This window comes from Bradyrhizobium sp. 22 (genome assembly GCF_000482425.1).
Lineage (GTDB): Bacteria > Pseudomonadota > Alphaproteobacteria > Rhizobiales > Xanthobacteraceae > Bradyrhizobium > Bradyrhizobium japonicum_B.
On the sequence record NZ_KI519399.1, the window covers coordinates 3,188,262 to 3,209,254 of the forward strand.

Annotated in this window: 16 protein-coding genes; 4 read left to right on the plus strand and 12 right to left on the minus strand. The window is 64.5% G+C overall.

Annotated elements, in window-relative coordinates; translation table 11 throughout:
- The first annotated feature begins 81 nt into the window (after nt 1-81).
- Both K410_RS0116405 and K410_RS0116410 read left to right on the plus strand, forming a co-directional pair.
- Nucleotides 82-447, plus strand: coding sequence for a response regulator (locus K410_RS0116405; protein WP_008130064.1), 366 nt, complete (start codon nt 82-84; stop codon nt 445-447).
- Between the two features lie 14 nt (nt 448-461).
- Nucleotides 462-1,835 (plus strand): PleD family two-component system response regulator, encoded by a 1,374-nt coding sequence (locus K410_RS0116410; RefSeq protein ID WP_028135908.1) that lies wholly within the window; start codon nt 462-464, stop codon nt 1,833-1,835.
- Nucleotides 1,836-2,074: 239 nt separating this feature from the next.
- Here the strand turns inward: K410_RS0116410 and K410_RS0116415 are convergent, their stop codons facing one another.
- On the minus strand, nt 2,075-2,677 hold the full coding sequence (locus tag K410_RS0116415; protein WP_028135909.1) for a TetR/AcrR family transcriptional regulator: 603 nt from the start codon (nt 2,675-2,677) through the stop codon (nt 2,075-2,077).
- A gap of 129 nt (nt 2,678-2,806) precedes the next feature.
- Here K410_RS0116415 and K410_RS0116420 point away from each other — a divergent pair, with 129 nt between their 5' ends.
- The gene (locus K410_RS0116420) at nt 2,807-4,045 is read left to right on the plus strand and encodes an MFS transporter (protein WP_028135910.1); all 1,239 of its coding nucleotides are present in this window, start codon (nt 2,807-2,809) and stop codon (nt 4,043-4,045) included.
- A gap of 142 nt (nt 4,046-4,187) precedes the next feature.
- Here the strand turns inward: K410_RS0116420 and K410_RS36855 are convergent, their stop codons facing one another.
- From K410_RS36855 to K410_RS0116445, 5 genes are all read right to left on the minus strand, one after another.
- Nucleotides 4,188-7,397, minus strand: coding sequence for an efflux RND transporter permease subunit (locus K410_RS36855; RefSeq protein ID WP_080672164.1), 3,210 nt, complete (start codon nt 7,395-7,397; stop codon nt 4,188-4,190).
- 3 nt (nt 7,398-7,400) lie between these two features.
- Nucleotides 7,401-8,642, minus strand: a complete 1,242-nt coding sequence (locus K410_RS0116430) for an efflux RND transporter periplasmic adaptor subunit (protein ID WP_049820057.1) — start codon at nt 8,640-8,642, stop codon at nt 7,401-7,403.
- Between the two features lie 271 nt (nt 8,643-8,913).
- A complete protein-coding gene (locus tag K410_RS0116435) occupies nt 8,914-9,168 on the minus strand; it encodes a hypothetical protein (protein WP_433994208.1) in 255 nt (84 codons plus the stop codon).
- A gap of 176 nt (nt 9,169-9,344) precedes the next feature.
- A complete protein-coding gene (locus K410_RS0116440) occupies nt 9,345-9,641 on the minus strand; it encodes an ATPase inhibitor subunit zeta (RefSeq protein ID WP_049820058.1) in 297 nt (98 codons plus the stop codon).
- A gap of 211 nt (nt 9,642-9,852) precedes the next feature.
- Nucleotides 9,853-10,725, minus strand: a complete 873-nt coding sequence (locus K410_RS0116445; protein ID WP_245269388.1) for a LysR substrate-binding domain-containing protein — start codon at nt 10,723-10,725, stop codon at nt 9,853-9,855.
- A 524-nt stretch (nt 10,726-11,249) separates the two neighbouring features.
- Here K410_RS0116445 and K410_RS0116450 point away from each other — a divergent pair.
- Entirely contained in the window at nt 11,250-12,527 is a 1,278-nt protein-coding gene (locus tag K410_RS0116450; protein ID WP_028135915.1) for an amidohydrolase family protein, read from the plus strand.
- Nucleotides 12,528-12,738: 211 nt separating this feature from the next.
- On the opposite strand, the gene rpmG is transcribed toward K410_RS0116450, so the two are convergent.
- The 6 genes from rpmG to topA form a co-directional block, all read right to left on the minus strand.
- Complete coding sequence (gene rpmG / locus K410_RS0116455) at nt 12,739-12,906, minus strand: 50S ribosomal protein L33 (protein ID WP_007603295.1); 168 nt, start codon at nt 12,904-12,906, stop codon at nt 12,739-12,741.
- Nucleotides 12,907-13,030: 124 nt separating this feature from the next.
- Complete coding sequence (locus K410_RS0116460) at nt 13,031-14,356, minus strand: LLM class flavin-dependent oxidoreductase (RefSeq protein ID WP_028135916.1); 1,326 nt, start codon at nt 14,354-14,356, stop codon at nt 13,031-13,033.
- Between the two features lie 235 nt (nt 14,357-14,591).
- Complete coding sequence (locus K410_RS0116465) at nt 14,592-15,341, minus strand: NUDIX hydrolase (RefSeq protein ID WP_028135917.1); 750 nt, start codon at nt 15,339-15,341, stop codon at nt 14,592-14,594.
- A 32-nt stretch (nt 15,342-15,373) separates the two neighbouring features.
- Nucleotides 15,374-15,814, minus strand: coding sequence for a DUF983 domain-containing protein (locus tag K410_RS0116470; RefSeq protein WP_028135918.1), 441 nt, complete (start codon nt 15,812-15,814; stop codon nt 15,374-15,376).
- Nucleotides 15,808-18,156: a ribonuclease R gene (rnr, locus tag K410_RS0116475; protein WP_028135919.1), complete on the minus strand. Its 2,349-nt coding sequence runs from the start codon at nt 18,154-18,156 to the stop codon at nt 15,808-15,810. The genes K410_RS0116470 and rnr overlap by 7 nt, the downstream gene beginning before the upstream one ends.
- 20 nt (nt 18,157-18,176) lie before the next feature.
- Nucleotides 18,177-20,948, minus strand: a complete 2,772-nt coding sequence (gene topA, locus K410_RS0116480) for a type I DNA topoisomerase (RefSeq protein ID WP_028135920.1) — start codon at nt 20,946-20,948, stop codon at nt 18,177-18,179.
- Nucleotides 20,949-20,993 lie beyond the last annotated feature (45 nt).

The window sequence follows — 20,993 nt, forward strand, 5'->3', positions numbered from 1 at the left end:
TGAATCCAGTTTTCGAAACGCCGGAAAGCGGCGTCTGAGGCGTCACATGTATCGGTCCTGCGGACCAACCAGGAGGGCGGGATGGCCAAGACCGTCCTGATCGTGGAAGACAACGAGCTCAACATGAAGCTCTTCCGCGACCTGTTGGAGGCGCACGGCTACCAGACCTCCGGGACCAGCAACGGCTATGAGGCGCTCGACCTCGTTCGCAAGATGCGGCCCGACCTCGTGCTGATGGATATCCAGCTGCCGCAGGTCTCCGGGCTGGAGGTGACGCGCTGGATCAAGGACGATCCGGAGCTGCGTTCCATTCCCGTCGTCGCGGTCACCGCGTTCGCGATGAAGGGCGACGAAGAACGCATCCGCGAGGGCGGCTGCGAGGCCTATTTGTCCAAGCCGATCTCGGTCGGCAAATTCATTGAGACGGTCCGGCGTTTTATCGGATAGGAAGTGAGTTCACAGTGTCTGCGCGTATCCTGGTTGTCGATGACGTTCCTGCCAACGTCAAGCTCCTCGAAGCCCGCCTGTCCGCCGAATATTTCGACGTGATGACCGCCTCGAACGGCACCGAGGCGCTGGCGATCTGTCATCGCGCCGAATGCGACATCATCCTGCTCGACGTGATGATGCCCGACATGGACGGTTACGAAGTCTGCCGCCGCCTGAAGTCCGACCCGGCCACGCATCACATCCCCGTCGTCATGGTCACCGCGCTCGACAGCCCCGCCGACCGCAACCGCGGGCTGGAGGCCGGCGCCGACGATTTCCTGACCAAGCCTGTCTCCGACGTCGTGCTGATCGCGCGCGTGCGCTCGCTGACGCGGCTGAAGATGATGACCGACGAGCTGCGCATGCGCGCCATCACCTCGCTCGAGATCGGCATGCAGGCGCCCGAGCGCAGCGCCGTCGCCGACACCGGCAAGGGCGGCCGCATCCTCCTGGTCGACGACCGCCAGTCCTCCTACGAGCGGCTGGCGACGATCCTCGCCGCCGAGCACACCATCGACGTCGAGCCCAATCCGACGGAGGCGCTGTTCCACGCCGCCGAGGGCAATTACGACCTCCTGATCGTCTCGCTCGACCTCAACAATTTCGATGGCCTGCGCCTCTGCAGTCAGGCGCGCTCGCTGGAGCGCACGCGCCACGTGCCGATCCTGGCGATCGCCGATCCCGAGAACTCGACGCGGCTTCTTCGTGGGCTCGAGATCGGCGTCAACGACTATTTGCTGCGTCCGATCGACAAGACCGAGCTGCTGGCGCGCGCGCGCACCCAGATCCGCCGCCGCCGCTACACCGATCATTTGCGCGACAACGTGCAGAACTCGATCGAGATGGCGATCACCGACGCGCTCACCGGCCTGCACAATCGCCGCTACATGGAGAGCCATCTGGCGACGCTCGCCGAGCAGGCCTCGACCCGCGGCAAGCCGCTGGCGCTGATGATCCTGGACATCGACTTCTTCAAGTCGATCAACGACAATTACGGTCACGACGCCGGCGACGACGTGCTGCGCGAATTCGCCGTGCGGGTGCGCAAGTCGATCCGCGGCATTGACCTTGCCTGCCGCTATGGCGGCGAGGAGTTCGTCATCGTGATGCCGGAGACCGATCTCCACGTCGCCGGCATGGTCGCCGAGCGGCTGCGCCGCTCGATCGCGGGCGAGCCGTTCGCGATCCACAAGGGCGCCAAGCGCATCGAGGTCACGATCTCGATCGGTCTCACCACGCTGGAGCGGAAGGGCGAGGCTGTCGCCGACGTGCTCAAGCGCGCCGACACCGCGCTCTACCGCGCCAAGCACGACGGCCGCAATCGGGTGGTGTCGCAGGCGGCCTGAGGGCCGACTTCGCAAAATTTGCGAAAACAACCCCATGCACAGTAGCCGGCGCCAGTCGGATCAAGGACTTACGAGGGTGTCAAGAATCGCATTTGCGCCTCGCACGCTCGTTTGATCTGTCGGGCAAAACAGGAGCATGGTGGTAAAATAGAGTCGTGGGATGAATGCTGTGGCAACACCCTCAGCCGTCATCCCGAATCGGCGCTTCGCTTCGCTGCGCTTGTCCGGGATGTCAGTGATCATTGTGGCGCGGGCTTGTGTCCTTTTGCCTTCGTATCGTCCCCCACATCCACCCCCGCATTCCGCAGCAGCACCTTCGCCGCTTCCTTCGCGGCGCGCGCCATCGCCGGGTCGTCACGGACGAGATCCTGGGCGATGGAGCCGTCGACCAGCAGCACGAGTTGGGTCGCGAGCGCGTCGGCATCCGCTACGCCGAGCTCGGTCAGGCGGTCGCGAAACCAGAGGCGGCGGCTTTCCTTGAAGGCGACGGCGATCTTCTTCACGGCGCGGTCGGCCGGGCCGAGCTCGGCCACCGCATTCACGAACGGGCAGCCGCGAAAATCCTTGGCCGCAAAACGCCGCTCCAGCGAATCGAAGGTGGCGAGGATCTGCTCGGCCGGCGGCTTGTCGGAAGGGGATGCGTGCACGAAACGGCGCTCGAGATAGGCCGCGATCAGCGCGTCCTTGGACGGGAAGTGGTTGTAGAGCGTGCGCTTGGAGATGCCGATCTCGGCCGCGATGGTGTCGACGCCGATCGCGCGAATGCCTTGCAGATAGAACAGCTTGTCGGCTGTCTCTAGGATCCGCTCTTTCATCGTCTGTGGGGCGGGCGGGGGAGCCATGCGGCAGAATGCGTCCTGTTCGCTTGACAGCACCTGCCGATCATAGCCTAAGTACACAGGTCTGTGTAACCAAAATCGGCGGCAAAAGCGGACGACGGCATGTGCGCCGTGCCCAAAGGGAGAAGAAGAATGCCCCTGCTGCAGGTCCTGCGGCCGACCTTGCCGATCCTGATCGGCGCCTCGATCATGCTGACGCTGAGCATGGGGCTGCGGCAGAGCCTCGGCATCTTCATGCAGCCGCTGACGCGCGACATCCACATCTCGATCTCGGATTTCACGCTGGCGCTGGCGGTGCAGAACCTCGCCTGGGGCTTTCTGCAGCCGCTCGCCGGCGCGATGACGGCGCGCTACGGCTTCCGGCCGGTCATGATCGTCGGCGCATGGCTGTACATCGTCGGCCTCGCGCTGATGGCGACCGCGAACGGGATGGTCAGCATCATGATCGGCGCCGGCGTGCTGATCGGGACGTCGCTGGCCTGCACCGCGGCCGCGATCGCGATGTCGGTGGCGGCACGTGCGGTGCCTGCGACGGTGCGCTCGACCGTGCTTGGCATCGTCTCCGGCGCGGGCTCGCTCGGCGCGCTGTTGTCGGCGCCGATTGGGCAGATGCTCAACGAGGGCTTTGGCTGGCGCGTCGGCCTTGCCGGCTTCGTCGTCATGTCCGTGCTGATGATCCCGGCGGCGTGGTACGCCGGGCGTGTCGACCAGGTGCCGCTGCCGAAGCCGGCCGCCGACGAGATCGACGAAGCCAGCGCGGTGACCGCGGCAAAAACCGCGTTCGGCAATGCCTCCTTCGTGGTGATGACCTGCGCCTATCTGGTCTGCGGCATGCAGCTCGTATTCCTCACCACGCATCTGCCGTCATATCTGGCGATCTGCGGCCTCGATCCGATGCTCAGCGCGCAGACGCTCGGCATGATCGGCGGCTTCAACGTGCTGGGTTCGCTGTTCTTCGGCTGGGCCGGCCAGCGCTGGAACAAGCTGGCGCTGCTGGGCGGGATCTACATCCTGCGCTCGCTGGCGCTCGCCTGGTACTTCCTGCTGCCTGCGACGCCGTTCTCGACGCTGCTGTTCGGCGCAATCATGGGCTTCCTGTGGATGGGCGTCGGCCCGCTGGTCGCGGGCGCCGTCGCCGAAATGTTCGGCCTGCGCTGGCAGGCGATGATCCAGGGCCTCGCCTTCATGAGCCACCAGATCGGCAGCTTCCTCGGTGCCTACGGCGGCGGCGTGCTCTACGACGCGCTCGGCTCCTACACCATGGCCTGGCGCATCGGCGTGGCGCTCGGCCTTGCCGGCGGCATCGTGCAGGTGGCGTTCGCGCTGGTCAGACCCTCGCAGCCGCCGGCGCCGGTGCTGCGCGTGGCGTAGGCGGGAAGGGGCTCATGATCGTCGGCTTTTGTCGCCCGCGCCGTTGTCTCGCCGCCTGACGATGACGACAAGCGTGCCGCCACGGCGCGCGAGCCTCGCGATGTCTGCTGTCTCCGGAAAAGCGGGCCTTGCCCCAGCGGGTTTACGCGCGCTTTACCTTGACCTCGCTGACGGCCGCTGCGCCGATGTGGGGCGGGCCGCTTCCGGTGAGGGGGGTCTGTTCCGGCAGGGCCATTTCGGTGGCGAGGTTCTGCTCCGGCACGTTCGCGAGGAGCACACGTTCACTTCTGGGCAGACCGAATCTCGCATACAGGACGGGCAGCAGCAGCAGCGTAAGCGCGGTCGCCGTGACGAGTCCGCCGATGACGACAATGGCGAGTGGCCGCTGGATTTCGGCGCCGGGTCCGGTCGCAATGAGGAATGGCACCAGGCCGAGCGCTGCGATTGAGGCGGTAAGCATCACCGGCCGGAGGCGGCGCTTGGCACCTTCCATGACCGCCTCCGTCAAGGGCAGTTCGCGCCGCGCTACGACCTCGTTGATGTAGGAAATCAGAACCACGCCGTTGAGAACGGCGATTCCCATCAGGGCGATGAAGCCGACGGATGCAGGAACGGACAGAAATTCGCCCGAAGCCCACAGGGCGACCACGCCGCCGATGGTGGCGAACGGCACGTTGCAGAACACCAGGACCGCCTGGCGCACCGAATTGAAAGTCAAGTACAGTAGCAGGAAGATCATGGCGAGCGCCATCGGGACGACAAGCGCGAGCCGGGCCGATGCACGCTGCTGGTTTTCGAACTGGCCGCCCCAAACCAGGGTATAGCCGCGCGGAATCTCGAGTTTGCCGGCGACGGCAGCCTTCGCTTCGTCTACGAAGCCAACCAGGTCGCGTCCGCGTACGTTGCTCAGAATGGTCGCGAAGCGCTGCCCATCCTCCCGGATCACCTGGATGGGACCGTCCTCGATGCGAACGTCCGCGATCTGCGACAGCTCCACGGTCCCTCCGCCCGGCAACACGATCGGCACGCGCGCGAGGTCGGATGCCGAGGCCCGTTGCCGTTCCTCGCCGCGAACCACCAGCGGCGTGCGAACCTGTCCCTCCAGGACGACGCCGAGATCGCGTCCATCCACCCAGACGCGAATCGCCTCCTGCACCTGTTCAACGTTTAATCCAAATCTGCCGGCCTTGGCGCGGTCGACCGCGACCGTGAGATATTTCATCCCGGCATTGCGAAGAGCGAAGACGTCCACGGCACCCGGAATCTGCTGAATGACCCCAGCGATGTCCCGCGAAAGCCGGTTGAGCGTACCGATGTCGTCGCCCAGGATCTTCACCACGACGTCGCCGCGCGCACCGATGATCATTTCCTGGACGCGCATATCGATCGGCTGCGTGAACGCGTAGACAATGCCTGGAATGGAGTCGAGCACGCGCCTGAGTTCGCCCAGAAACCACTGCTTGTCGGGATTAGGCCACTCGGATTTCGGCGCCAGCGACATGAACATGTCGGTCTCGTTCAGACCAACCGGGTCGATGCCGAGTTCATCGGCGCCGGCGCGGGCCATGATGCCCTTGATCACCGGGATTTCCGCCATCAGCACCTGCTGGATCCGGAGGTCCGTCTGCGCCGCCTCTTCGACGGAAACCGTGGGAAACTTGCGGATGGTCACGACCGGCGTGCCCTCGTCCATGACGGGCATGAAGGTCGCGCCAATTCGCGGGAACACGGCTCCGACCGACGCGATGCCGAGGACGAGCCCGATCACGAGCACGATCGGACGCCTCATGACATGAGCGAGCGCAGGATCGTAAACGGCGTGAAGCTTGCGCACGAGCCAGGGGTCCTTGGCCGAACCCGCCCGCAACAGATAGGTCGACAGTGTCGGAACGACCGTCAGCGAAAGCAGCAAGGCCGCACCGAGCGCGAAGGCGATGGTCAACGCCACTGGACTGAACAGGCGCCCCTCGAGTCCCTGCAGCGAGAGTAGCGGCGTGAACACCATGACGATGATGGCGACGCCAGACACCAGAGGCAGCGCGACTTCGCGCGTTGCCTCGAAGGTCAGCCGGAGGCGCGTCTTCAGATCCGGGTTTCGCGAGTGCGCGAGCCGATGCTCGACATTTTCCACGACCACCACAGCGCAGTCCACTAGAAGCCCGATGGCGATCGCGAGGCCTCCGAGCGACATGATGTTGGCCGACCAGCCGAACAACCGCATGATGCCAAAGGTGATCAGCACGGCGAGCGGGAGAATGACGGATACCACTAACGCCGAACGCAGATTGCCGAGGAACACAAGCAGCAGGATCATGACCAGCGCAATCGCTTCCAGCAGCACCTTCTGGACCGTCCAAACGGCTTGACCGATCAGCTCGCTACGATCGTAGAAAATCTCGATCCCGGCGCCCTCAGGGAGCAATGGTTTGAGCTCCTCGAACTTCGCTTTGACGCCGTCCACGACCGCGCGGGCATTGGCGCCCCGCAGGCCCAGGACCATTCCCCAGACGGTCTCTTGCTCGCCGTTAGTGGTCACCACGCCATTGCGGGCGAGCGAGCCGAACCGAACGTCCGCCACGTCACCGACCCTGACGACGGACGAATTCCGCGTCGTGATGATGATATTGCGGATATCGTCGAGCGTCCGGATGCGGCCTTCCGACCGAACCAACAGGGCCTCTTCGCCGTTGCGGATCCGTCCGGCGCCGTCGTTGCGGTTGTTCGACCGGACCGCGTTTTCGAGCACTTCGGTCGTGATTCCACGCGCGGCCATCGCTGCCGCCGAGGGGACGACCTCGAAGGTCCGCACGAAGCCGCCCAGCACATTGACGTCCGCGACTCCGGGAAGGCCGCGCAAGGCGGGACGGATGGTCCAATCAACCAGGAAGCGCTTCTCCTGGGGGCTCAGCACGTCGGACTGGATGGTGAACATCACCATTTCCGCCAACGGGGTGACGATCGGCGCGAGGCCGCCGTCCGCGCCGGCGGGCAACTGGTTGCGCACGTCCGACAGCCGCTCATTGACCTGCGCGCGAGCCCAGAAGATGTCGGTTCCGTCGGCAAATTCGAAAGTCAGCAGCGCGACCGAGTAACGCGTCGTGGACCGCATCTTGACCAACTGCGGAATACCGCGCATGGCCAGTTCGATCGGTTGTGTGATCCGACTTTCCAATTCCTCAGGCGTGAGTCCAGGAGCTCTCATGGAGACCAGAACCTGAGTCGGGGCCACATCCGGGAACGCGTCTATCGGCAATTGCCGGTAGGCGTTGGCTCCCCAGATCGCCAACGCTATGGCGCCCAGAGCCACGAGAATGCGCTGCTTCAGCGCACCGTTGATGAGACCTGTCCACATGGGTCAGCCCTTGTCCGCCGCGGCGAGTTCGGACAGAAGCGTGATCAGCCCCCGATCGGCGACCAGATCGTCCGGGCCCAAGTCGGCTCGGATTGACGTACGCGCCGACGACTCAGACAGAACTTGGACCGGGCGCGCGACAAAGCCTTCCTTGTTGCGAATGAAGACCCAGCTGCGGTCGCGGTGCCTGATGACCGCTGCAGCCGGGACCGACCATTGCGTGCCCGGTCCCAGGTCGAGACGGATGGTCGCCGTGGTCGCCAGCCCGGGTCGTACGCTCCCTCCGTTGGAATCGATCTCGGCCACGGCGATCGCCGATTGGGTTTGCGGATCGACGGTACGGGCGATGCGTATCAGGCGACCGCGCGCGCCATGGGCCGGAAGCACGACAGAGGCGCCCGTCTTGAGCGCCGAGAGGCGCGAGGCCGGTACCTGAATGTTGACCCACAGCGGATTGAGACTCGCGATCGTATAGAGGGGAGCGGCGGCATCGACACGTTCGCCCGGTGAGACGTGCCGCTTCACGACCATCCCGCCGACCGGTGCATGAACGGTCACGGCCGGAACGATCTTTCTCGTATTCTGCAAGGACACGATGTCGGTCTCAGACAGCTCCATCAGCGCCAGTATCTGCCGTCGCTCATCGAGATGCGCTTTCGCATTAGCAGCCGAGGTCTCTGCCGTCCGCAACTCGCGCTCGGGAGCGGCGCGCCCTTCGAAAAGCTGCTGCATTCGCCGCAATCGATCAGCAGCCAGAGCCTCGTCAGAAAGCGCGGCGAGAAACTGACGCTGAGCCTCGACGATCTCCATGGAGCGTAGTTGCGCGACGGCGTCGCCGGCATTCACGGGCTCGTCCGCAGCAACCAGCATCGACTCGACCAGGCCGTTCGCAGGCGCCGCGACAACCCGCATCTGCTGGGGAGGAATGGCGACGGTGCCGGGGAACGACAACTCGATTTCCGGCTGCTCCTTGTCCGGGCGTGTGGTGGTGATCCCGGCGAACCGGATCTCCCGCTCGTCCATCGAAATCGCGATCGCGTCTTCTGCGGCGCGGGACTGGCCATGGGTCGCCATCACGAGCGCCAGCACCAGGCATGCCAGCGCCGGATGCCGGAGAGACCGCCGTTTCCCGGATATCTCCACATGGCCGACATGATCGGCCACACCCGTCGTCTCAGGCGATCGCCTTGGCGAACTGAGAGCAGATGCGATGACATTGCGGAAGATTTCGATGAACGGGTTCATGATCTTCTTCGAGACTGACTGAACGTTTGATGCTGAGAGTGGTCCGGCACGTACAAGGCTGAGATGGGGGCTCTCCATCGACTTCCGCAACGCCACAATCCCTCTATTGGCGTTTCAAATGGGAGGCATTGACACGGCCGAGACCCTGCGAGTGGTATCGGACGGTGGGTGAGCCGCCGTCGACAGGCGCCTTTCGTGGACGATCGGCGGACTTCCCGACACACCGATTGGCGCAGCTGGCGCGACTGCCAATCGAGAGCTTGGCTCACGCTTAATCGGCGGGTTCATCCTTCGGACAAGCGCGGATATTGGACCGAGCGAGCCTGGCGTCGTCGAGCGATTTGTACGGACCGCTTCCGAACCAGATGACGGCACCATCGATGGTCGGGTTGGAGGTTACGATTTCGCATCTTTTGGTCGCATGATTGCCCACGACCCAAAATCCGGCGTACTCCGGCCAGCGCGCGAAAACGGCGGAAGCATTGGCGAAGGTCGCAGCAGCTAACAAGAAAGACGTCACGGCCAACGACTTCACAGTCCTTCTCCTCCAAGGCAGGCTGATCCGACATGATCCAGAGAGCGGCAGCGCTCGTCGGAATCCATGAGCTGCAGCCGACTCGCCCCAGGCGAGCTCGCCAGGCATTGCGACGCCACTTCGCAGACCGGCCTACGTTGCCAATTTCCGACCACGTTCGGGAAAAGCTACAGAGTGGCTCGCATCGCCATCTCGCGAAAACGAGCTCGCAACTGCCGATCGCTCATCGGCTTCCCGCACGCCTTCAGATCGGTTGCAACCTTTGCAACCACGTCATCATGACCCGGGCTACGGAGATCGGCGATGTGAACCGCAAGCGCGTAAGCCTCAAGGGCGTCGTCCTTAAGTCCCGCATGCTGTCCGGCCCACAATCCGAAAAGGACGTTTCTGCGGGCGATCTCGCCTTCTCTGGTGTCCTCATCCATCCGTTTCGAGAAGGTCCTCATGTTCAAATCCAGGGTCATTGTGCCGGCCTTTGTCTATCTCTGCACTCTTGATAGGGAGCCGACCGAACGAACGCCAATTGAAACGATCAATGCCGTCGATTGAAGGAATGCACGACCGGCCGTAGAGCCCGGGGTGCCGGGCCGCTGACCTTGTCGATCCCTGAGTGGCGCCTCATACGCCTCCGCAGCGCCAGTCGTGCGCTCACACTTCCTCAGGGCGTCACTTCGGCTATTCTGGCCGCCGATATTCGAGCGAATGAGTAATGTGCTCGGCCAGCATTTCGGCCGCACGGGACAACTTGCCTGGGGAGCGGTAAAGGGCGATTTCAGAATCCGGAAGCTGCGGGAGCTGTTGCTCCGCGCCGACGATCTTCAGGCCTGGCGGCACCATGTCCTTCGATAGTATGGTGATACCCAAGCCGGCGCGAACGGCGGCCTGCAAACCCTCGCTGCTGACACTCGTGTAGACGATACGCCAGTCGCGTCCCTGCGCCTGCAGACTCGCCAATGCTCTCTTGCGGTAGACATCGGGGGCAGGGGCCAACGCGAGCGGAATCGGACTTCCGGTTTCGAAGACAAACTGAGGCGAGCAAACCCAGACAAGAACATCGCGCCAGACCGGCACTCCCCCCAAGGGGGCCTGCGGCTCGCGCTTGATCAGAACGAGATCGTACTCCCCTTTGGAAAATCCCTCGAGAAGGCTGAAACTGAAATTGCAGTTCACGTCGAGCGTGACGCGCGGATGGGCCCTCGCAAAGCGCGCCAGAATGTCGGGCAGGTAGACGGTCGCGAAATCCTCCGTAGTCCCGAGGCGGATCGTGCCTTCGATGTCGGGCTCCATGAACCGGGCCCGGGCTTCATCGGCGATATGCAAGAGCTGCCGGGCATAGGCCAACAGAATCTCACCGTCCGTCGTCAGCAGAACCTCACGCCCGCTACGCTCAAACAGCGGCCTCTTCAGATTGTCCTCGAGCTTCTTGATTTGCAGGCTGACCGTCGACTGGGTCCGGCCAATGCGCTCTCCGGCCTTCGTGAAGCTGTTGTGGTCGACCACCGCCACGAAAGTGCGCAACAAGTCGAAATCAAAGGGTGGCGTATTCACGATGACCGATTCCTCACACGGCGCTCCGAGCGAATGGCATTGAGCTGAACCAGACCTTCAGCATAAGCGAAAATGTGGATTGTCCAAGGAACCATCGTTCTTCATTCGAGCGATTGATCAGGCGCAATACCGCTTGCGGCGGGTGGGAGTGTGTGACGCGCGGGCCGCTACCCACTGGTCGGGTAGATCGGTATCGCGCGGGGGACCGCCGGCGGCATCGTGCGGGAGAGATTTGCGCGGACAAGACCGTCAGCGGCGACGCCCCGTGTTGCGGGCGAAGTGATGAATGATGGCCGGATGCACGACGCACAACCCGGGACGCGGCCGCTTTAGTCGACGCGAAGCCCTTAAGGTTCATGCGTTCTGGAGAGTTTTCGTGGCTCGCCATCGCTTGTATGCAGTCATAGGATCAGTCCCTTGGGCGACGTGACTTCAGTTCCGATCCATTCCTGCTGAACGCCGCATTGTTGCTGGAGGCGGAACTGCTCGTCGAAGCCACAAACAACAACATAGGGGGGACCGTCATGTCCGCGTTGTCACGCCGTGATTTCCTGGCACTTTCGACATCCGCCGCCCTCGGCCTCGCCGCGCCGGTGCGGGCCGCGATGGGCCCGAACGATAAATACGACCTGGTGATCCGCGGCGGCGAGGTGCTCGACCCCAGCCAGTCGCTGCGCGCCAGGCGCGATATCGGCATCCGCTGGGGTGTCATCGAAGCCGTGCAGGAAGCGATCCCGGCCGAGCGGACGCTGAAGAGCATCGACGCGTCAGGCAAGCTGGTGATGCCCGGCCTCATCGATCTGCATAGTCACGTCTATCCCTACGGCTCGGCGATCGGCATTCCCGCCGACGAGCTCGTGCAATTCCAGGCGACGACGACCGTCGTCTCGGCGGGCGATGCCGGGGTCAACAATCTCGCGGCGCTGCGCCGCTTCATCGTGGCCCAGACGCGGGCGCGGATGTACGCCTTCGTCCACATCGCCAATAACGGCCTGTCGGCGTTCCCGGCCGCCGAGCTGTACAATATCGACGTCGCCCAGACCGAAGCCTGCGCCATGGCACTCGCCGAGAACCGCGATTTCCTGCTCGGGGTCAAGGTGCGGATGTCGGAGAACGTGATCTACAAGCACGGGCTCGAGCCGCTGAAACGCGCCATCCAGGCGTGCGAGATGTGCGGCTGGCCGGCGAAGATGATGGTGCATATCGGCGGCGTCGAGTCCAAGGAGCTGATGTCGCAGATCCTCGACTTGCTGCGGCCGGGCGACGTGCTGACGCACGCCTATTCAGGCGCCCCGAACATGTCCAACGTCTTCACCAATATCGTTCAGGACGGCAAGCTGCTGCCCGTGGCGCTCGCCGCCAAGCAGCGCGGTGTCATGTTCGACGTCGGTCATGGCGGCGGCAGCTTCGATTTCACCGTGGCGGAGGTTGCGATCGCCGGTGGCTGCGCGCCGGACACCATCTCCTCCGATATCCACGTCTTCTCCGGCAATTCGCCGGGCATTCCATTCCTGCCCAACGTGATGAGCAAGTTCATGACGCTCGGCTTCACGCTGGAGCAGGTGGTCGCGATGGCCACCATGGCTCCGGCGAAGATCATCGATCGCGCGCCGAAGATCGGCACGCTGCAAGTCGGTGCGCCCGGCGACGTCGCCATCATGGAGCTGGCGGAGGGGCCGGTCAGCTTCGTCGACACCCGCAACAACAAGAGGGACGGCAAGGCCCATCTCAAGCCGGTCCAGACCGTGATCAACGGGGTGCCCTTCGGGCGGCCTTATCAGGCGCCGTTTGCGGTAAGATAGCGAGCTCGTGCCCCGGACGCAGCGCAGCGTCGCTTCGACGGTGCGCTGCAGAGCCGGGGCCCATGTCTCGGCAGTGCGCTGTGTTGCTTTAAGGGTCCCGGCTTCTCAGGAGCAGCGCTCCGCGCTGCACTGCGTCCGGGACACGAGCGGAGTTGAAACGAAAACGGGACCCAAAAAGGGCCCCGCAAAGATCTTCAACGTTTCGCCGATCTTACTTGATCTTGGCTTCGCGGAATTCGACGTGCTTGCGCGCGACCGGATCGTACTTCTTCTTGACCAGCTTGTCGGTCATGGTGCGCGAATTCTTCTTGGCGACGTAGTAGAAGCCGGTGTCGGCCGAGGACACGAGCTTGACCTTGATGGTGACCGCTTTGGCCATGTTCTGAACCTCAGAAATATCGGGAATCTGGAGCCGGCCAAACGGCCCGCGTTGGCCGGCAACCTAGCCAGAAACGGCTGAAAGTCAAGGATTTAGGCCTGGAAAACCACCCAAATCGGGCCGATCAGGCCTCGAAGAAGCGGTTTTTCGGCCGCGGCAGGCCCAGATTCTCCCTCAAAGTGGCCCCTTCATACTCCCTGCGGAAAATCCCGCGCCGCTGCAGCTCCGGGACCACCTTGTCGACGAAATCGTCGAGGCCGGCGGGCAGGAACGGGAACATGATGTTGAAGCCGTCGGAGCCGCGCCCGACCAGCCATTCCTCCATCTGGTCGGCGATGGTCTTGGCGGTGCCGACAAACGAGAGCCCGCCATAGCCGCCGACGCGCTGGGCGAGCTGGCGCACGGTGAGCTTGTCGCGCTTGGCGAGATCGACCATGCGCTGGCGGCCGCTCTTGCTGGCATTGGTCTCGGGGATCTCGGGCAGGGGCCCGTCGGGATCGAAGGTCGAGGCGTCGGTGCCGAGAATGACCGAGAGCGAGGCGATGGCGCTGTCGTAATGCACGCGGCTGTCGAGCAAAGCGCGCTTCTCCCTGGCTTCGTCGACGCTGTCGCCAACCACGACGAAAGCGCCGGGAAGAATCTTCAGATGCTCGGGGTCGCGGCCGACCTTCTCCATGCGGCCCTTGATGTCGGCATAGAGCTTCTGCCCGTCCGCAAGGCTGCCGCCGCCGGTGAACACGGCTTCCGCCGTCTCGGCCGCGAGCTGCTTACCGTCTTCGGAGGCGCCGGCCTGCACGATCACGGGCCAGCCCTGCACCGGGCGCGCGATGTTGAGCGGGCCGCGCACCTTCAGATATTTGCCGTTGTGGTCGAGCGTGTGCATCCTGGCGGGATCGAAGAACAGGCCGCTCTCGACGTCGCGCACGAAAGCGTCGTCGGCAAAGGAATCCCACAGGCCCGTGACGACGTCGTAGAATTCGCGGGCGCGCTTGTAGCGCTCGGCGTGCTCCATGTGGTCGTCGAGGCCGAAATTCAGCGCGGCGTCGGGATTCGAAGTGGTAACGATGTTCCAGCCGGCGCGGCCGCCGCTGAGATGGTCGAGCGAGGCGAAGCGGCGCGCGACGTGATAGGGCTCGTCGAAGGTGGTCGAGCCGGTTGCGATCAGGCCGATGCGCTCGGTGACGGCCGAGAGCGCCGATAGCAGCGTGAACGGCTCGAACGAGGTCACGGTGTGGCTGCGCTTGAGCGCGTCGATCGGCATGTTCAGCACGGCGAGGTGATCGGCCATGAAGAAGGCGTCGAACTTGCCGGCCTCGAGCTTCCTGATCAGCTGCTTGATGTGCGGGAAGTTGAAATTGGCGTCGGGCCAGGCCCCGGGATAGCGCCAGGCGCCGGTGTGGATGCTGATCGGGCGCATGAACGCGCCAAGCTTGAGTTGCCGTTGTGCCATCGCCCGGTGTCCGTTCTTGGTGACGCTCGGAAAGACATAGGTGCGGGTAGAGACTCCGCCATTGGGGCGGGCAGGAAGATTATTTTGTTTTTCGATGCTCTCTCAGCACGTCATTCCAGGGCCGCGGAGCGGTGAGCCCGGAATCCATCGGAGTGCAGAGACGGTGGATGAATGGATTCCGGGCTCGCGCTGCGCGCGCCCCGGAATGACGGAGGAAAGAACAGCGCCTCGGGACCTAGCCCAAAATATCCTTCTGCATCCTGCCGCCGTAGAAATGGAAGAACGGCACCGGTGCGTCGTGGCGGAGCGGGCCGGTGGCAAGGCGGCTGTCGAGCTCGTTGAGCACGTTGCGCGTCATCGGATGCAGGTCGGCGAGCGGCTTCGAGCCGAGTTCGACCCAGACCAGCTCGACCAGCTCGGCTTCGGCATGGATCACACCGTCGATGCGGTGCGTGATCGCCGAGGCATCCGCGGTGAAGAAGCGGGTGTCGAACCGCTTGACGCGGCCGGGCGGGGTGATCGCGCGCGCGATCAGGAACAGGCTGGACGGATCGGGCAAGAGGCCGGCATCGGCGAACGGCTTCCACGGGCCGTCGAGCTTCGCCTTCACCTCAGCCTTGCGACCGAGACAGAGGCCGGTCTCCTCGCAGGCCTCGCGGATCGCGGCAATGGCGAGTGACTTCGCGCGCGAGGTCGGCGTCTTCGGACTGCCCTTGGCGAGATTGGCCTCCAGCTCGGGCGTGATGGGCGCCGCACAGGGCACGCGATAATCGGCCTTGTCGACGCGCCCGCCGGGGAAGACGAACTTGCCGGGCATGAACACCACCTTGTCGTGGCGCTTGCCGACCAGCACTTTCGGAACGGCGCCGCTGCGATCGACCAGGATCAGCGTCGCGGCATCCTTCGGACGGAAATAGGGATGGTGGTCGGCTTCCTTGCCCTCGTGAATTCTTGCCTTTTCGTCCGCTTGCGACGTGTCCGTCATGTCCTCACCCGAACTCTTCTTGCTTATTATGCCTACACCGGCGGAATACCATCCGGAGGGTTGTCGTCAAACCCGTGCATGCGCAGAGCCCATTGCAGCCCGACCACAGCTCCCTTGACCGGCTGCAGCAGCGCAAGCGATGCGACGAAGGTGAAGGGCAGATAGGCGGCGAAGCTGATCCAGACCGGCGTGGTGTAATTGGTCTCGATCCACAGAACGGCCGGCACCACGATGTGGCCGACGATGACGATGACGAGATAGGCGGGCAGATCGTCGGCGCGATGCGGCGTGAAATCGAGACCGCATGTCGCGCAATTGTCCGCCGTCTTCAGGAAAGCACGAAACAGCTTGCCCTCGCCGCAGCGCGGGCAGCGGCCGCGAAAGCCGCGCCGCATCGCCGCAAAGAGGTCGCGCTTCTCGACGAGACCCGTCTCGCGCGTCCAGATTTTCGGGGCCGTGCTCATCGTCACCATGCCTTGCCCTTCTTGCCTTTGCCCTTGTTCTTTCCCTTGCCCTTCCCAGGTTTGCCGGATTTCGGCTTCGCCGGCTTGCGTTTTCTCTCCGGACTGCGTCCGGGATGGGGCTTGGAGGATTTGCGCTGCGCACTGAGCGGCCGGCGCTGGCGTGGCGCGGTCTCGCTGGAGGATGACAGCAGCTCGAAGCGTAGCGCGCCCGCGATGGGAGCGGCCTCGATCAGGCGGACATCGACGACGTCACCGAGCTGGTACATGGTGCCGCTGCGCGTGCCGACCAGCGCGTGCCGGCTCTCGTCATAGTTGAAATATTCCGTGCCGAGGGATCGGATCGGGATCAATCCGTCGGCGCCGGTCTCGCTCAGCTTCACGAACAGGCCGGCGCGGGTGACGCCGGAGACGCGGCCCTGGAAGCTGGCGCCGATGCGGTCGGCGAGATGATGGGCGATCAGGCGGTCGACCGTCTCGCGCTCCGCCTTCATGGCGCGCCGCTCGGTCAGCGAAATATGCGCGGCGACCTCGCTCAAGCTTTCCGGCGTCTCGCTGTCGGGCAGGGCGCCTTCGCCGAGGCCCAGCGCGCGGACCAGCGCGCGGTGCACGACGAGGTCGGCGTAGCGGCGGATCGGCGAGGTGAAATGCGCGTAGCGACGCAAATTCAGGCCGAAGTGCCCGTAATTCTCCGAGGAATATTCCGCCTGCGCCTGCGCGCGCAGCACCACCTCGCTGACCAGCGGGTAATAATCGTGGCCTTCGAGCTGGGCCAGCACGCGGTTGAACAGCGTCGGGCGCAGCGCGCCTGACTTGGTGAAGGGGACGTCGAGCGTCTCCAGGAACTCGGAGAGCGCGTGGACCTTCTCCAGGGTCGGCTCGTCGTGCACGCGGTAGATCAGCGGGAGCGATTTCTTCTCCAGCATTTCCGCGGCCGCGACGTTGGCGAGGATCATGAACTCCTCGATCAGCTTGTGCGCATCGAGACGCTCGGGAACGACGACGCGATCGACCGTGCCGTCGCTCTTGAGCAGGATCTTACGCTCGGGCAGATCGAGATTGAGCGGATCGCGCTCGTCACGGGCGCGCTTGGCACAGGCATAGGCGGCGTAGAGCGGCCTCAAGATTGGATCGAGCAGGGGGCCGGTGGTGTCGTCGGGCCGACCATCGATCGCGGCCTGCGCCTGCGCATAGCTGAGCTTCGCCGCCGAGCGCATCAGGATGCGATGGAAGCTGTGCGAGCGCTTGCGGCCGTCGGGGCCGAGCACCATGCGCACCGCGAGCGCGCCGCGCGGCTCGCCCGGCACCAGCGAGCAGAGATTGTTGGAGATCCGCTCGGGCAGCATCGGCACGACGCGGTCGGGGAAATAGACCGAGTTGCCGCGATCGAGCGCATCGCGATCGAGCGCCGAGCCGGGCCGCACGTAGAAGCTGACATCGGCAATGGCGACATTGACGATGAAGCCACCCTTGTTGTTGGGGTCGTCATCGGGCTGCGCGTGGACCGCGTCGTCATGATCCTTCGCATCCGGCGGATCGATGGTGACGAGCGGCACGTCGCGCCAGTCCTCGCGGCCCTTCAGGTTGGCGGGCTCGGCGGCTTCCGCTTCGCGCTGTGCCGCGGAGGAGAATTGCAAGGGGATGTCGTGGGCGTAGATCGCGATCAGGCTGATCGCCTTCTCCGATTTGACCGAGCCGAGCTTCTCCTTGACCCGGCCCGAGGCAAGCCCAAAGCCGCGCGAGCGGACGATGTCGACGCTGACGAGATCGCCGTCCTGCGCGCCGGCGCTATCGGCCTTGGCGATGTTCAGCTCGCGGTCGGCGAACTTCTTGTCAACGGGCACGAGCCGCCCGCCACCTTCGGGAAGCTCGCGGAATACGCCGAGGACGCGGCTCTTGGCCTTGTCGATCACCTTGATGATGCGGCCGCGCCAGGCCGGGCCTTCGTCCTCGCCTGTCGGCTCGACGCGCAACAGCGCGCGGTCGCCGACGCCGGCGGCGGTGCCGGGCCTGGGCCGGCGCGGCATCTCGATCAGGATCCTTGGCGGCTCGCCGCTTTCGACCTCGTCCCATTCGGCGGGGGAGGCGATCAATTCGCCGTCGGCGTCGCGTCCGGTAATGTCGGCGAGCAGCGTGGGTGGCAGCGCGTCCGGCTCGGACACCTTGTGGCGCTTCTTCTTGACGATCCCGTTGTCGGCGAGCTCGCGCAGCATACGCCTGAGCTCGGCGCGATCGGCGTTCTTCAGGCCGAACTCGCGTGCGATTTCGCGGGTTCCGGCCTTTCCATGATTTGCCTTGATGAAGGCGACGATGGCTTGCCGGTCGGGAAAGCCATGGTCATTCTTGCGTTTCACTTAACCTCTAATTCTTGATCTCAAGTCTTGCCGGCACTCTTCTTGGCCGGAGCCTTGTTGGTCGATAATTTGGCGGCGGTCTTGGTCGGGGACGTTTTTGCCGTCGACGGCACGGCAGCGCGCGCCTTGCTGGTGGATTCGGCTTTCGATTTGGCCGCCTTCTTCGCGGCCGGCTTCTTCGGCTTTGGCGGGGTGTCCTCGCCGTCCGCGGCCTTTTCTGCAGTCTTCCTGGCCTTGGCAGGCTTCGCCGCCTTCTTGGCTTTGGCCTTGCCGCCGCTCTTCCCGCCGCCTTTGGCCGCGCGCTCGTCGATCAGGGCGATGGCCTGGGCGAGCGTGACGGTGTCCTTTTCGAACTCGGCAGGGATCGTCGCGTTGATGCCGCCGGCGGTGACATAGGCGCCGTAACGGCCGCTCTTCACGGTGACGGTGCCGAAAGTGGGATGGTCGCCGAGCGCCTTGCCGGGATCGGCACCGAAGCGCCGGCTCGGGCCCTTGGCCACCTTCTCCGCGATCAGCGTCACCGCGCGGTTGAGGCCGATGTCGAACACCTCATCGCCGGCCTCGAGGCTGGCGTAGGTCTTCTCGTGCTTGACGAACGGTCCGAAGCGGCCGAGCCCGGCGGTGATCGGCTGGCCGGTCTCCGGATGCTTGCCGATCTCGCGCGGCAGCGACAACAGCTTCAGCGCGAGTTCGAGATCGACATCGGCAGGCGAGGTGCCTTTCGGGATGCCGGCGCGCTTGGGCTTCTCGCCTTCCTCATAATCCTTCGGCTCGCCGAGCTGGATGTAGGGTCCGAACCGGCCGGCCTTGACCCAGACATCGCGCCCGGTGTCGGGATCCTGGCCGAGCGAACGGTCGGCGCTGGCCTCGCCATCGGCGGCGAGCTGGCGGGTGTAGCGGCACTCCGGATAGTTCGAGCAGCCGACGAAGGCGCCGAACTTGCCGGCCTTGAGATTGAGCCGGCCGGTGCCGCAATTCGGGCACTGGCGGACGTCGCCGCCGTCGGCGCGGGGCGGATAGATGTGCGGCCCCAGCATCTCGTCGAGCACGTCGAGCACCTGCGCGACGCGCAGATCCTTGATCTCGTCGACAGCGCCGATGAAGCCGGTCCAGAAATCCTTCAGCACCTGCTGCCAGGAGATCTCGTTGTTGGAGATGCGGTCGAGCTGCTCCTCGAGGCCCGCGGTGAAGTCGTACTCGACGTAGCGGCTGAAGAAGCTTTCCAGGAACGCGATCACGACGCGGCCCTTGTCCTCGCCGTGCAGGCGCTTCTTCTCCAGCTTGACGTAGCCGCGGTCCTTCAGGACCTGTAGGATCGAGGCGTAGGTCGAGGGACGGCCGATGCCGAGCTCTTCCATGCGCTTGACCAGCGAGGCCTCGGAGAAGCGCGGCGGCGGCTCGGTGAAGTGCTGGGTGACGGAGAGCGACTGCCGCTTCAGCGCGTCGTTCGGGCTCATCGCGGGCAGGCGGCGTGAATCCTCGTCCTCCTCGTCGTCGCGGCCTTCCTGATAGAGCGCGAGGAAGCCGTCGAACTTGACGACCTGGCCGGTGGCGCGCAGCTCCAGCGTGCGGGAGCCTGCCTTCGCCGTGATGTCGACGGTGGTGCGCTCGAGCTCGGCCGATTCCATCTGGCTCGCGATGGTGCGCTTCCAGATCAGCTCATAGAGCTTCGCCTGATCGGCATCGAGCCTGCGGCTCATGCTCGCGGGGCGGCGCGACATGTCGGTCGGGCGGATCGCCTCGTGGGCTTCCTGCGCGTTCTTGGCCTTGGCCTGGTACTGGCGCGGGGCATCCGGCACATAGGCGTTGCCGTAATCCTCGCCGATCACCTTGCGGGCCTGGGTGATCGCGGACGGATCGATCTGCACGCCGTCGGTTCGCATATAAGTAATGAGTCCGGTGGTCTCGCCGCCGATGTCGATGCCTTCATAGAGCCGCTGCGCGATCCGCATCGTGTGCGCCGGCGCAAAGCCGTATTTGCGGCTGGCTTCCTGCTGCAGCGTCGAGGTGGTGAAGGGCGCTTGCGGATTGCGCCGGGCCGGCTTGGCATCGACTGCGGTGACGGCGTAGGTCGCCGCTTCCAGCGCCTTCTTGAAGTCTTCAGCTTCCGCGCCGGTGCCGATGTCGAGGCGCTGGATCTTCTTGCCGTCGGCGCCGACGAGGCGGGCCTCGAACGCGTCGCCGCGCGGGGTGAGCAGGGTGGCGATCAGCGACCAATATTCCCGCGCCACGAACTTCTCGATCTCGAGCTCGCGGTCGCAGACGAGGCGAAGCGCCACCGACTGCACGCGGCCGGCCGAGCGCGCGCCGGGCAGCTTGCGCCACAGCACCGGGGAGAGGGTGAAGCCGACGAGGTAGTCGAGGGCACGGCGCGCCATATAGGCGTCGACCAGCGCGCCGTCGATCTGGCGCGGATGCTTCATGGCGTCCGAGACCGCCTGCTTGGTGATGGCGTTGAACACCACCCGCTCGATCTTCTGATCCTTCAGCGCGCGCTTTTCCTTCAGCACCTCCAGCACGTGCCAGGAGATGGCCTCGCCCTCGCGATCAGGGTCGGTGGCGAGAATCAGGCGGTCGGCACCCTTCAGGGACCTGGCGATGTCGTTGAGCCGGCCGGCCGCCTTGGGGTCGACCTCCCAGATCATCTTGAAATTGGCATCGGGATCGACGGAACCGTTCTTCGCGGGCAGGTCGCGGACATGGCCGAACGAGGCCAGAACCTCATAGGACGAGCCCAAATATTTGTTGATCGTCTTGGCTTTCGCCGGCGACTCCACAATGACGATATTCATGTAGTTCCAGTAACTTACGGGAAAATCTGAGGCCGAAAACGAAAG